Raw genomic sequence first — 14,926 nt, 5'->3', positions numbered from 1 at the left:
CCACATTTTTTGTACATTACTTATAATATTACTATTTTTGAAGTGATTTTACCAACCACCTTTTGTCTATTAGACCCAAAATAATTATATAATTACAGACATTCAGATAATTTCGTATAGTTTGAGCACAAATTCCGGCAGCACATCTTCACCTTTGAGGTTATCTTCAAAAGTTTGTTGTATTATTTCTCTGCCGGGTTTATAAATATATGTTGTTTTATGTTCCAGGTCAATCAGCCATCCCAGACGACAGCCGTTCTCAATCCATTCCTGCATTTTTTCTTTCTGTTGTTTTAGGGAATCAGTTTCTGACAACACTTCAATCACAAAGTCGGGGCATATATGGGCAAATCGTTTTTTGTCTTCCAGTGGGATTTTTTCCCATCGCTCATTGGCAATCCATGCTGCATCGGGTGCGCGCATTGCACCATTTGGAAGTGTGAAGCCGGCACTTGAATCAAAAACCTGACCTGATTTTGTTCTTTTATTCCAATACCATAATTGAGCATTAATACCTGAATGCCCACTCGAAGTCAATGATCCTGTTGGTGCCATAATAATAATATTTTGATGTTTATCCCGCTCAAAGCGTATTTCTTTATTCTCACTACAAAGCAAAAAGAATTGCTCTTCGGTAAGGTTAGCGGATTCGGTTTGTATAGATATTGTTTCCATGTTTTCTCTTTTTTAAAAATTTATCAATAATTCTGTGCTCTTGTAACGCAATGTATTCGAAAAACCCGGAATTTATTCAATCTTATTGAGGAATGCAAATTCACGATAATATTTTGCTGCGGCTTTATTGTAAGCCCGGGCGGCATCTGCTTCATTATCAAATGAACCAAGACTTAAATTTATGTCATCAATCTTAATTCTTGCCCGCCAAGTTCCTACATTTTTTTCAAGAGATACACCTTTGTATATAGAAGTAACTGAAGTGGTTCTTTTTTTTTGCATCCTTTGTTTATTTCTAATTGTGGTAACAACAAGGTTCTCTTTTCTGTAATCCAGCGTATCCTGTGTTTTATGACATACAACTTTATCCTTAGGTGGGTTCAGCATCAGCCGCGCTAAAGAAACATACTTTCCATAATTATTTTTGTCCCATAGCATTGCTTTGACTGTCGTTCTGCCCGTCTCTCTAATTCTGATCTTCCAATTGTATCCTTGTATTTTATCAAAGTCTTCTTTATCTATCTTGACCTTATAACCACCAAATATGTGCAAATAACGCCATGTTTTTATTACCTTTCTCATTGAATGTAAATGTTATGATACTTCCTTAATTTAGTTGCCGTAAAAGTAAAAAATTAAAACTGTTAATAATTACAGGAGTTTTTAAGCGCCAACTTTTGTCCATTAGATCAAAAAAATTGTTCCCGATTACTCGGGATCAATTGCCAACTTTTTAAAAACCTCCATAAACTCAAATCTCCCTCCGTCAAACAACCCTTTATCACTCAACTTTATTTCAGGTATCACAAGCAACGCCATAAAGGATAAAGTCATAAACGGAGATTTTAGCGTAGAGCCAAGCTCTTTAGCCAATTTATCCAATTTTGTGTACCGGGCGGAAACTTTATATCCGTTTTCATTGGTCATTAATCCTGCAATGGGCAAGGGCAAGACTGCTGCTATATCATTTGCTGCAACAGACAATCCTCCTTTTTGCTCTATGACCAGATTTACGGCTTTACAAATATTTTCGTCATCTACCCCTACCGCTATAACATTATGGGAATCATGCGCTACTGATGAGGCAATGGCTCCTTTTTTAAAGCCAAAATTCTTTATAAATGCAATAGCAGGCCGGGCGTCACTATAACGATTAATCACAGCAAGCTTTAATACATCATTTTCTATATCAGATACAGCATTGCCATTTTCAATTTTTACATTCGCAGTTAATTTATTGGTGATCAATTGGCCATCTAATGCTTCAATTACATTTATTTGCAGTGGACTGGCCCCGATAATATCGGGATGAGCTACATGTCCGTCCGCTACAGGAAATAAAAAATCAGTTACTTTTTTCTTATTTGTATTAAAATTATTAATTACTGAAGCTGTTTTCTGAGGTAAAAATGACCTCCCTTTTTCTGCCACCAATTCCCCATTGATAAATGTTTTTAAAACACTGAAATCCTTCAAGTTATCAATTTCTATAAAATCAGCAGGATCACCTGGCTGCAGCAATCCGACTTCAAGGCCATAATGCTTTACGGGATTCACGCAGGCGCATTGGAGCGCCTTCATCACATCATTTCCTGAATCCACCGCCCTTTTTACCAATCTGTCTATATGGCCAATTTCCAATGAATCGGGATGCTTATCATCACTGCAAAACATGATGTTTTCAAAATGTTCATCCAAAAGCGGGATAAGCGCATCAAAATTTTTAGCGGCAGAGCCTTCCCTGATGATTATTTTCATCCCGTATTTGAGCTTCTCCAGCGCCTCCTCTTTTGTAAAACACTCATGGTCAGTCGTGATCCCTGCTTTAATATAGTTTTCAGCATCTTTTCCCCTTAAACCGGGGGCATGGCCATCTACTTGTTTCCCATAATCTTTAGCCAATTTTATTTTTGCCATTACCAAAGGATCTTTAGACAAAACCCCCGGAAAATTCATCATCTCGCTTAAATACTTTATTTCATTATTTTCAAACAATTTTTCTATACCCCTAATGTTAATTTCTGCTCCTGCCGTTTCAAAAATGGTAGCAGGAACACAAGAAGGCGCTCCAAAATAGAATTTCAACGGAGCATCTTTTGCATTTTCAAGCATATAATCAACACCTTGGTTACCTAAAACATTACCAATTTCATGGGGGTCAGAAACCGTAGCTACCGTCCCATGGGGCAGGGCCAACCGTGCAAATTCATACGGAACAAGCATGGAGCTCTCAATGTGGACATGTGCGTCAATAAAGCCGGGAATGATGTATTTCGAATTTCGAATTTCGAATTTCGAATTTCCTTTCGTTATATTTACTATTTTACTATTTGCAATTTCTATAGTTCCATAATAAATATTATTATTGAGCACATCAACTATATTACCCGATATTTTCATAAAATTTTGAGTTAATAAAATCTTTCAAATTGCACACCCTGATATTTTCACTAATCATATAATCTTTGTCCAAAGATTTCTGATCATAACGGGTGATACATTAAGACCAATTTTTGGAAGGTCTCTTTCAATGCAACTTCTTACAAAATTCATGGAAATAATTCCGGTCTCACCTGGAATTCGTCTATAATAATACATTTATCTTCATTGTTAGTGAGAAGATTTAATATTTTATCCTCAAGCTTTCTTTTTATCATGCCCAAATATATGAATTACCGTGAAAACATAAAATTATACTTTAGAATTTCACGGTTATAATTTAATATTAATAACGAAAGAATCTATTTATTACAAATTAATGTTGCAAAACTAAATTGTTGCTACATTAGTATCATTAGCATCAATTCGTATATTAGCATTTTATTAGTATAATTAGTCACGTGTACCCGCGGGATTAGCATCGGGGAAAACTATGAGCATCGACTTCAAAAAAATAGCAACACCTTGTTATGTATTGGAAGAAAGCCTTCTTCGCAGTAATCTTGAAATACTAAAAAACGTACAGAAAGAATCAGGTGCAAAAATTATTTTCGCTTTGAAAGGTTTTGCGATGTTATGTACCTTTGAACTCGTAAAAAAGTCCCTGCAAGGGGTTGCTACAAGTTCTATGAATGAAACAAAACTTGGCTATAAAGACTTTGGCGGAGAAATACACGCATGCAGCCCTGCATACCTTGAAAGTGATTTCTTAGAGCTTATGAAATACTGCAATTACATTACCTTTAATTCTTTAAGTCAATGGGAACGGTTCAAGCCGGAAATCAAAGCAAACCCTAAAAGAATTTCCTGCGGCATCAGGATCAACCCGGAATATTCCGAGATAGATACCCCGCTTTATGACGCCTGCATTAAGGGCTCGCGTTTGGGCGTAACCTCAGATGAACTGGGCAACAAATTCCTGCCTGATGGCATTGAAGGATTGCATTTTCACTCTCATAGCGAGAACGATGCAGCAACGCTAAAAAATACGCTCGAAGTGGTTAAAAAAAAATTCAGCCGTTTATTACACCAGGCAAAATGGCTCAATATGGGAGGCGGCCAACAGATCACTCGCGAAGATTATGATGTTGGCCTGCTGATAAAGCTTATTCGTGACATAAGTAAAAGGTATAATTTGAAGGTGATCTTAGAACCCAGCCAGGCCGTATCCTGGAAAACCGGTTACCTGGTCTCTACCATACTTGACATTGTAGAAAGCAATGGCATCAAAACAGCTATCCTGGATACATCTATCGCTGCTCACATGCCTGATTGTATTGAAATGCCTTATAAACCGATGATTTTTGCTGTTGGGAATGACTATGCCAATTACCCGCAAGACAAAAAAAAGAATAAGCAACCTTACCGCATGGGAGGCCTCAGTTGTCTGGCTGGCGACTATGTTGGTAACTATTATTTTGATAACCCCCTGGAAACCGGTGATATTGTTGTATTTGAAGATATGATCGGCTATACGATGGTCAAGAATACTACGTTCAATGGCATAACACTGCCTTCCATCGGCATCTGGACAGCAGCAGATGATAAGTTTAAGCTCATACACAAGTTTGGGTATGAGGATTACAGGAGCAGGCTGTCTTAATTGGCGCATGGCGCAGATTGTTGTTTTTTTTAGTAATTTTGAGTCCACTCTAAAAAGTGTTTTTGGTTCTCGCAAAGGCGCAAAGAGCGCAAAGTTATATACTTAACTAATTGATATTCAATCCTTTGCGAACTTTGCGTCTTTGCGAGAAACGATTTCTTTTCAATTTTTTACTTTTTAGAGGGGACTCAATTTTGTAATAATGAAGAATCCAATAATAAACATCTTTAATAAAAATGCCCTGCGGATCCTTGGTTTTTATCTTGTAGGTGGTTGGGGTATTGTTGAATTTTTAAATTTCATAGTAGATCACTATATGCTTTCTGGATATCTGATAGATGTAAGTTTGGCAACTTTGTTATCCATGTTCCCAACTGTATTGATCATTGCATTTTATCAGGGTAAAGAAGGTAAAAATAAATGGACCAGGCTTGGTAAAATAGGCATACCGGTGAATATTACTGCCACTATTGTGTTCCTTTTTCTTCTTTTTCATGATAAAGAGCTTGGAGCAACTACAACAACCATAACCGTAGAGGATGAAGAAGGGAAAAAGATTGAACGGGTGATCCCTAAGAGTGAATTTCGTAAAAAGGCAGTCATATTTTTCTTTGATAATGAAACTGGTGATCCTAAATTGGACTGGATTCAGTATGGAATTGCCGGTGGATTGGAGGCGGATTTATCCCAGGATATATTTCTTGACATAACTACTCCCTACGACTTTTCTTCAGAAATAAAGGAAGCAGGATTCGCGTTAGGTGTTGGCTTGCCTTTAACATTAGAAAGAAAAATAGCAGATAAGCATCATTATAACTATTTCGTTTCGGGTAAATTTTCAAAACAGGATGGGGAGTTTTTGGTAACGACATTTCTCTACGAAACAAAACGAGCAAAACTTATCGCTGAGAATACCTTTAATGGAAAAGAGATGTTCAATTTAATAGATGAAATTTCTGTTCAGATTAAGCGTGATCTGAAAATACCAGCACGCCATATAGAAGAAGTGCGTGACCTGCCGGTTTCAGAGATAGTTACTAATTCAATCCCTGCTATCAGGTTGTTCATTGTCGGGGTGCATGCATTATCGTTTGATAATGACTGGAAGCAAGGGATGGAATATCTTGAGAGATCTGTTAAGGAAGATCCATCTTTTGCCTCTGCATACCATGTTCTATTTGAAATCTATTGGTTGTCAAACATGAGTGAGAAAAGGGAACAGACAATGGAGTTGCTGATGAAGTACCTGTATAAATTACCTGAGAATGTACAATATAAAGTGAAAGCTGTGTATCACGCTTTAAAAGGAAATCCTGAAAAACAATTGGCAATATTGAAAATGTGGTCTGATCTGTATCCTGATGATATTGGCCCTCACGAAAAACTTGCCCATAATTATTGGAGGAAAACTCAATATGACAAAACCATCTCAGAATATAAGCAGATCTTAGCGCTTGATCCGGAACTATATTATTGCATTAGCAAAATTGGCCATCTCTATAAACAAAAAGGCGAGTATGAAACAGCTTTGAAATACTACGAACAGTATGCTGAGCTGTTCCCTGATGAATATAAATCCTTTGCTACAATAGGGGATTTATATTTAACAATGGGAGATTATCCCCGGGCGAAGTCCTTTTATGATAAAGCGATTGCTATAGAGCCTGGAGAAATTTCCAATATGTTAAGATTAGCAAAGATTGAATACAGAACAGGAGATTTCGGAATAGCATTTGAGCAATATGAGGATGCCTTGAAAGTATGTAAAACACCGGAAGATAGAGAAAGTGTGTATGAAAGATTTTGTGATTTATATTATCTTAGAGGCCAGATGAGTAAAGCACTTGAATATTTACACCTGTGGTTTGATGAAAAAGAAAAAATTGATGCACCGCTGCAAGTATTAGCGTATAAACTTTTTCATTTAGACGCTTACATAAAGGCCGGTAAAAAAGAAGATGCCTTACGGATCATTCAAACTATAGAATCGCAGTTGCAGCCGCCTTATGACAAGTTTATATCTCTTGGTTATTTAATTATATACCTTGAGTTAGGAGATACAGTTAAAGCAGAAAAGGCCCTGGATGAATTTGAACAAGCCTACCAGACAGGGAAGTTACCATTTTTATCAATTTACGGGCTTATGGTTTATCGTGGGAGGATTAACGAAATGAAGGGTAAAAATGAAGAAGCAATTCTTAACTATAGGGATGAATTAAAACAAAGACCAACATCAATAGAAGTAAATATCAATATTGGCAGGTGCCACAGGAACCTGAAGCAGCTTAAAAAAGCAGAGGAAGCCCTGAAAAATTGCATTAAAGTATTGCCATTTAAGCCCGAAGCCCAATACGAAATCGCTCTTGTTTATGCAGATATGGGGGACAGGGAAAAAGCATTAGAGCATTTGAAAATTGCCCTGGATATATGGAAAGACGCTGATGCGGTATACAAGCCGGCACAAGAGGCAAAGGAGAAGTTGGTGGAGTGGGGAGGATGAAGAAGTAGCAGTGGCAGTCAGTCCCGAGTACTCGGGAGCAATTAACGATAATGGCTCTATTCTAAAATTTAGTTGATTTGAATAACAGGACGCTCCTACGGAGCTTATTATTTTTATTTAATGTTCAATACTACAAACAGGTCGTCCCTACGGGACTTGGATTGTATTTAAACTACCAACCAGTTTTTAAAATAGAGCCACGATAATCAATGTTAGATTTTTTTACTTTCCGAACCTTTGGAACCAATTTGCTGTAACCATTTGATATATACACATAATTCCAAAAATACCCCGAAAGATTATCTAAAAGCATTTTCTTCCTAAGCTTATAGGTGTTGTAAATATATTTTTTATTGTATCTTTGCAGTAAATTATTAAAGAAATGAAAATCATTAATCCGCTATATGATAAAGCATTCAAATTTTTGATGCAAAACAAACGCTTAGCTAAAAAAGTTTTGTCGGTAATACTCGACCAGGAAATTTTGGAACTTTCGCTAGGCCAGCAAGAAACAGTTATTCCAGACGATAAGCGGGTATTAACACTTTTTCGATTAGATTTTAAAGCAATAATTGTTACACCTGAAAATACAAAGCAAACCGTACTTATTGAACTTCAAAAATCAAAATTCCCAACCGACATACAGCGTTTTCGTACGTATCTCGGAATGAACTATATAGACAGCGAGACAAAAACTATTGCAGACAAAGAAGTTAAAACATCTTATCCGATCATCACTATATACATTCTGGGTTATGAACTAAAAGATCTGCCGTATATGGCAGTTACTGTAAATCGCTGTGTAACCAATGCCGTAACAAAGAAAGAAATAAAAGTAAACAGTTTTTTTGTCGAACATTTAACGCATCGTTCGCATATTTTACAAGTAAAACATTTACCCGAAAAACGCAGAACCAGGTTAGAGAAACTGCTCGTGATATTTAATCAGGCATGGTGCACAAATGAGAGGTTTATTCTTGATTTACAAGAAGTTCCCGAAGAATTTGAGGATATTGTCAAATATCTTCAAAGCCCGGTTATGGACGATAATTTTCTCCGTCAACTCAGAGGCGAAGAAGAAATTGACCAAATATTCGATGAGCAGGAATTAAAATACATAAAACAAATTGAAGAAGCCAAAAAAAGAGAAGAAAAAGCCAAACAAAGAGAAGAAAAAGCCAAGCAAAGAGAAGAAGAAGCCAAACAAAGAGAACGAATACAAAATATTAAAATAATTAAAAAACTATATAAATCGGGTATGAGCGTGAATAAAATTTCTGAAATAACAGGAAAACCGGTATCTGAAATCCGAGGAATTATAGATTAACGGAATATAACAATCTTCGGAAATCTCAGCTGACCTTTGGGGGCTGGGGATTTCCGAAGTTTGTCCCGGGTGCCCGGGAAGAAAACTTCGGAAATTCCCTCCCTTATTCCATCTGAAATTTCCGAAGGTAGTATAGTTTTGAATATGTCTTGCACACATCAGAGTCCCCTGTTCAGGTTTTTGCTATGCCTGCCTGCAACGTGTAGGCTTTTCGAAAGGCAAGAAGGTATGAAGTTTGTATTAGCGGGAGACTCTGATGGTACTGCGCAAATACAATACCCCTGATTTTATAACATACCCCTAACCCCCTTTATTAAGGGAGACTGTTTTAGGATATATCATTATAACGCAAAGTTATAAAACCAAAAACATTTTACAACAGAACCTATTCTTTTAAAAAATTATTCTTGTAGTTACAAATAGTCAAATTGACAAATAGTCTAGTCCTCTACGCATCGTACGCCAAAGCCGAAAGCCTTACCGTTGGTACCCCGGTTGACCTGCGTGATTGGGTAAAACAAGAGTCGGTACCACGCAGACGTACCACTCTCGGTAGATGACCACAAGTACGTGAGGTTACTGCGATTGTAGTAATTACCAATCGTATTCCGAGAACCAGAAGGACTTGAGTTAAGACCATTGACATCGCCAAAACCGGCACCGCCTGTTAAAGCGCCTGCAGTCCAGTTTTGGTCTGCAACATGATTTGCCATTTCGCTGCCTTCATTTGTACCGCGCCAGCCGGTTAAATTCTGTTGAGCAACAGTCATACCGAGAAAACCTTCAAGTATCTTCCATTCTGCATCTGTTGGAATATGCCAACCGGCAGGACAAACACCCTGAGCGCCTTCTACTATTGAACCATCCATTGCAGCGCTCCATTGCAGCGCTCCATTGATATAACATACCGAGTGAAGCTGCGGCTGCACAATCTTCTGCGCCATTAGCTACATCAGGCGGGCAGGAATACCAGGCGCTATCAACTGTCCAATCCGAACCTGCCGCAGCAGGTCCTTTTGTAATAGCGCCACCACCGGGATATTTTGTTGTACGCATATTTTCTTTAAGCCAGCATTGACTGCCGATTTTTACTATATCGTACCAATTTCCATCTGCATCCTGGACAGAATCTCCACAAACACGATTTGCAGCATAAAGTCCGGGTATTATCACAAAATTTGAATTACTAATAAATAATGTATCACCTGATGTTGAAAAATTTTGTAGTTCATTGGTCGGGTCGGCATCTGTAAGAATAACCGAGTTACCGCTGCTGATATTTAAAGTGTCATTAGATAATGATAAGGTTTGCAGCTCATTAGCGCTATCCGCATCAGCATCTATCACATTGTCTGTAATGATCACATTGTTTCCTCCGCTGATATTGAGCGTGTCACCGCTGAAAGAAAGGGTTTGGTTGTCGGTGTTGTCGAGATAGCTGCCGAGATATACGTTTGCACCATTGCTCAAATAAATAGTGTCATTGGAAATTGACAACACCTGCAATTCGTTGGTTGGGTCGGCATCGGCATCGGCAGTCTGGTCAGTTGGTAATGTTACAAAACCGCCATTGGATAAATAAATAGTGTCGTTTGAGATGGAGATTGCCTGCAATTCATTTGTTGGGTCAGCATCGGCGTCAGTTACATTGTCTGTTAAGGTAACGGTGTTACCGCTGCTGATAGTGAGGTCATTGCCGATAACGGATAAGGTTTGCAATTCATTGGTGCTGTCTGCATCGGCATCGTTTGTATTGGCGGTTTTTTCTGCATACAAGGCATAAGGGACAGATAGCAGTTGGGAAGTGCCCATGAGTTGGTAAGCCATGCCGCCTGTTTCGTCCATCTCTATCTGAACGAAATATATATCAGCGCCCCAGTCAATGGTTGAGAATGTGCCTGATACAATGGCGCCTGTGCCAATCTCAAGGCTGAATAACCCGAATTGGTTTGTAGTATCTGTATGTGTCTCACTGTAAACTACCGTACCTGCAGGGGTTGTTTGAAGAATACTGATCTTCAATCCAATGTTTTGATTGGGTAGTACGTTACCCGTATTATCTCTCGCTATTGCCTGATATTTGAAGGCTTGGGGAGATTGGGAAAAACAGTTGGCAGTTGACAATAGGCAGTTGGCAATAATAGATATTGCAACTATTGCAGTTTTTGCCATTTTTTGAGTTTTTTTAATAGCCTTCATAATTGATAAATGGTTAAAGTTTAGTGATTTTATAAGATTTTAATAGTTTGTTATCATTGGTATAAATAATAAATGATTTAATTCCTCTCTGCTTTTGTAATTGTGTTTTCCATATTTTACCTAAATTTCGCCCCCGAGTACTCGGGGGCAGGCAGGTTAAAAATATTGACGTAAAATTAACTATTTTTTTTATAATGCAACAAAATTATTTCGATAAACAAATTTTTTATGTTAAATTTACATTTTTTTGTAAAAAAGTGATACCTTATTACAATAAATCTTCGTTATATAGTGAAATTCATTATGAAATCGAACCTACTCATATCAAAGCTCAAAAATTATAAGAAAAAGTATTACCTCAATAAGCTTTTAAAAGGAGTCATCTTTTCTACGGGCTTATTATTATCTGCCTATATCCTGGTAAACTTTTTGGAATATGGGATTGAATTTAACAAATACAGCCGGGCTATTCTCTTTTTTTCATTTGTTATTTTAATCCTCATAACTTTGGTTAAATGGATCATTATTCCTGTTACCAAACTCCTAACTCTTTACAAAGTTCTCAGTGATGAAGAAGCTGCCAGGCAAATCGGCAGTTATTTTCCCGAAATAAAAGATAAGCTATTAAATACTTTACAATTATATTCTTTATCAGATAAAGACAATGAACTTGTTATTGCAAGCATAGAACAAAAAAGCGAAGAAATTGTTTTTTTTAAATTCTCAAAAGCTGTCAATCTGAAAGAGAATACAAAGCGGCTGAAATATGCATTTATACCTGTGCTGATTATTTTTATCGTACTGTTTTTTAACCGTCAAATTTTTACCAAAAGCACCGCCAGGATAATCCACTACAACAAGGATTACAACCCTAAAGCGCCTTTTCAATTTATCATATCAAACAACGAGCTCACTGCCTTTAAGAACGAAGACTTTGAAGTAGCGCTAAATATTAGAGGCAATTACGTTCCTGAAAATGTTTATCTCATTTCCCAGGGCAGAAAACAAAAAATGGTCCAGAACGGCTTCGGTTGGATGAAGAAAAAATCCAAAGGAGTAAAAATGAGGGAACTTGATAAATTTTCTTTTACCTTTAAAAAATTACAATCGCCTGTAAAGTTTTTCTTTGAAGCTGCGGGATACAGATCCGGGTCATATAATATCAAGCTTATCAGCAGACCCCATCTTAAGAGCATAATTAGCAGCATCGCTTATCCCAAATACCTGCATAAAAAAAATGAAAAACTCCATGATATGGGCAACCTCACGGTTCCACAGGGAAGCATTATTAAATGGCAATTTAATACCATTGACACTGACAGCCTCTATTTAAAATTTTCATTCCCGAATTTACAGGAGGAATTGAATATTAATACAAAGAAGGCAAATGCTGATATTTTTGAGCATGCTAAAAAGCTGATGCTCTCTGAAAATTACCAGGTAATACTGAAAAATAAACACAGCCGTAATAAGGAAAAAATCAGCTATTTTATCAATGTGATACCGGACCAGTATCCGAAAGTAACCCTGGAACAGGCCATAGATACCATCCTGTTCAATTATTTGATCTTAGGCGGCAGTATATCTGATGACTACGGGTTTACCCAATTAAGATTGTTTTATAGTAAATCCGATTTGAAAGCAGAGACGTCCAAATTGGGCGTCTCTGCTTTCAAGTCAGATTTACAAAGCATTCCATTAAAATTTAACAAAAATTCTGCTAATCAAAACTATTTCTTCCAATGGGAACTTGACTCGCTGGATCTTAAAACCGGTGAAAAGCTGCAATATTTTGTGAAGGTATGGGATAATGATGGGGTAACCGGGCATAAAAGCAGTAAAACAATAACCTACGAATTTAAGCTGCCAACCGATGAAGAGATTGAAAAAGAAATAGAAAAATCCAGCAAAGAGGCTCAAAATCAACTAGATAAGGCATTAAAAGAAGCACAGCAAATCCAAAAGGAGCTGGAAAAATTACAGGCCCGGCTGAAATCCAAAAAGAACCTGGATTGGCAGGACAAAAAGCTCATTGAAGAACTGCTTAATAAGCATAATGCCTTGAAAAAAGAGATAGAAAAGCTGCAATTGTTAAATTCTTCAACAAACAGGAAAAAAGAGAGGTTCCAGCAGCAAAACGAACGTATTGCTCAAAAGGCAGAGCAACTGCAAAAGCTGATGGACGAACTGCTGGATGAAGAAACCAGGAAGTTATACGAAGAGCTGCAAAAGCTCCTGCAGGAAAAAACAAGCAATGAAGACTGGATGGACATGCTTGATAAATTAAACAAAAAGGATATGAACCTTGAAAAAGAGCTGGAAAGAGCCATTGAAATGTTCAAACAATTAAAATTTGAACAAGACCTTGAAAAAGCCATCAATGAGCTAAAAGAACTGGCAGAAGAACAAGATGCACTTTCAGAAAAATCTCTTGATAAGGACAAAAAAGATTCGGAGGAATTACTTCAACAACAAGAAAAACTCAATGAACAATTCCAGGATATAAGAAAATCCCTTGAAGAGCTGTCCGAATTAAATAAATCCAGGGAGTTCCCGGATGCCATGGAAGACACTGATCCCGAAGAAGAATCCATCCAAAATGAACAACAAAAAAGCTCCGAATCACTCCAAAATAAACAGAACAAAAAAGCAGGCAAATCACAAAAAAATGCTTCCCAAAAAATGGAAGAATTAGCTGATAAGCTATCACTGATGATGCAAAGTATGGAAATGACCTCTTTAGAGGAAAACATGGATGACCTTAGAGACATCCTGGAAAACCTGATCACACTGTCCTTTGAACAGGAAGACCTGATGAAAAAATTCAGAAATGTCCACCAGACAGACCCGCGGTTTATCAAACTATCGCAGCATCAGCTAAAGCTGAAAGACGATGCCAAAATTATAGAAGACAGCCTGCTTGCACTTGCCAAAAGAGTATTCCAAATCCAATCTTTTGTTACCCGTGAAGTAACCCAGATGAAGGAATACATGGACGCAAGCCTTGATGCCATCAAAAAACGTAAGATCGGGCAAACTGCCGGCAAACAGCAATACGCAATGACCTCTATCAACAACCTGGCATTATTGCTTAACGATGTGCTAAAACAAATGCAGCAGCAATGTGCAGATGCAATGCCCGGTAACCAAACCTGCAGTAAGCCCGGGAAAAAACCAAAAAGTGGAAAAGGAAAACTCAGTAGGCTCCAGCAACAGCTTAATCAAAAAATAGAGGCGTTGAAAAAAAGCGGGAAAACGGGTAAACAGCTTTCAGAGGAGCTTGCAAAGCTTGCTGCCGAACAGGAAATGCTCCGCAATGCCTTAAAAGAATTAGAAGGCAAAGAAAAACCGGGAGGAGAAAAAGATGGAGGCAATTTGGGCAATATTGCAAAAAAAATGGAAGAAACTGAAACCGACCTTGTAAACAAACGTATTACCGAAGAAACAATAAGAAGACAAAAAGAAATACTGACACGATTGTTAGAATCTGAAAAAGCGATGAGAGAAAGAGAATGGGATGAGGAACGGGAATCAGAAAAAGCAAAACAAAAAGAAAGAAAAATACCTCCTGCGTTTGAGGACTACATCAAAACCAAAGAAAAGCAAATTGAACTTTTGAAAACCATATCACCAAATTTGAACCCTTATTACAAAAAAGAAGTTCACGAGTATTTTCAAAAAATATAACAATGAACAGTCTATCCATTAAATTCCCATCCTTAGTAGAAAATATCAGAATAGTTGAGAGCTTCATTGATAACGCAAAAGAAAAATTTAATATTGATGATGACATCTACGGCAATATTATGGTTGCTGTAACAGAATCGGTGAATAATGCGATCCTGCATGGCAACAAGGGCGATAACAAAAAAAACGTGATGCTTTCCCTATCAACCCAAAATAATATTCTACGCTTTGTAATAGAGGATGAGGGGAAGGGTTTTGATCACTCCGACCTCCCCGACCCCACTGACCCTGAAAATATTGAGAAACCCACCGGCAGGGGTATCTTCCTGATGAAGTACCTGTCGGATGAGGTAATATTCAATAATGGAGGCAATTGCATTGAGCTGGTTTTTTATTTCAATTGATCTATTTGACCTGTATAATTAATTAGTGTCTGTCTATAATGTCAAAAATATTCGTTAATGAAAATCCAAAGTTTCAACATTAAGTTGGCAGT

9 protein-coding genes and 1 pseudogene are annotated in these 14,926 nt (G+C 37.4%); 5 read left to right on the top strand and 5 right to left on the bottom strand.

What is annotated here, in order from left to right; translation table 11 throughout:
- Positions 1 to 102 precede the first annotated feature (102 nt).
- The 3 genes from FVQ77_15660 to ade form a co-directional block, all read right to left on the bottom strand.
- Positions 103 to 675, bottom strand: a complete 573-nt coding sequence (locus FVQ77_15660) for a Uma2 family endonuclease (GenBank protein ID MBW8051739.1) — start codon at positions 673 to 675, stop codon at positions 103 to 105.
- A gap of 72 nt (positions 676 to 747) precedes the next feature.
- Entirely contained in the window at positions 748 to 1,257 is a 510-nt protein-coding gene (locus tag FVQ77_15655; protein ID MBW8051738.1) for a hypothetical protein, read from the bottom strand.
- Between the two features lie 126 nt (positions 1,258 to 1,383).
- On the bottom strand, positions 1,384 to 3,075 hold the full coding sequence (gene ade / locus FVQ77_15650; GenBank protein MBW8051737.1) for an adenine deaminase: 1,692 nt from the start codon (positions 3,073 to 3,075) through the stop codon (positions 1,384 to 1,386).
- A gap of 472 nt (positions 3,076 to 3,547) precedes the next feature.
- Between ade and nspC the strand changes: the two genes are divergently transcribed.
- From nspC to FVQ77_15635, 3 genes are all read left to right on the top strand, one after another.
- Positions 3,548 to 4,717 carry a carboxynorspermidine decarboxylase gene (gene nspC / locus FVQ77_15645; protein ID MBW8051736.1) on the top strand — a complete coding sequence of 390 codons (1,170 nt, stop codon included), beginning with the start codon at positions 3,548 to 3,550 and terminating at the stop codon, positions 4,715 to 4,717.
- Between the two features lie 202 nt (positions 4,718 to 4,919).
- Positions 4,920 to 7,217 carry a tetratricopeptide repeat protein gene (locus tag FVQ77_15640; protein MBW8051735.1) on the top strand — a complete coding sequence of 766 codons (2,298 nt, stop codon included), beginning with the start codon at positions 4,920 to 4,922 and terminating at the stop codon, positions 7,215 to 7,217.
- Between the two features lie 382 nt (positions 7,218 to 7,599).
- Positions 7,600 to 8,544 (top strand): hypothetical protein, encoded by a 945-nt coding sequence (locus tag FVQ77_15635; protein ID MBW8051734.1) that lies wholly within the window; start codon positions 7,600 to 7,602, stop codon positions 8,542 to 8,544.
- A gap of 440 nt (positions 8,545 to 8,984) precedes the next feature.
- Here FVQ77_15635 and FVQ77_15630 read toward each other — a convergent pair whose 3' ends face one another.
- Complete coding sequence (locus tag FVQ77_15630; protein ID MBW8051733.1) at positions 8,985 to 9,488, bottom strand: hypothetical protein; 504 nt, start codon at positions 9,486 to 9,488, stop codon at positions 8,985 to 8,987.
- 85 nt (positions 9,489 to 9,573) lie between these two features.
- Positions 9,574 to 10,743: pseudogene (locus FVQ77_15625) on the bottom strand (hypothetical protein).
- A 321-nt stretch (positions 10,744 to 11,064) separates the two neighbouring features.
- On the opposite strand from FVQ77_15625, the gene FVQ77_15620 reads away from it, so the two are divergent.
- Both FVQ77_15620 and FVQ77_15615 read left to right on the top strand, forming a co-directional pair.
- Complete coding sequence (locus FVQ77_15620) at positions 11,065 to 14,430, top strand: ATPase (GenBank protein MBW8051732.1); 3,366 nt, start codon at positions 11,065 to 11,067, stop codon at positions 14,428 to 14,430.
- Positions 14,431 to 14,432: 2 nt separating this feature from the next.
- Positions 14,433 to 14,834, top strand: coding sequence for an ATP-binding protein (locus tag FVQ77_15615; protein ID MBW8051731.1), 402 nt, complete (start codon positions 14,433 to 14,435; stop codon positions 14,832 to 14,834).
- The last annotated feature ends 92 nt before the right edge of the window (positions 14,835 to 14,926 follow it).

This window comes from Cytophagales bacterium, assembly GCA_019456305.1.
In the GTDB taxonomy this organism is placed as follows: domain Bacteria; phylum Bacteroidota; class Bacteroidia; order Cytophagales; family VRUD01; genus VRUD01.
This window is presented reverse-complemented; position numbering and strand designations above follow the sequence as displayed.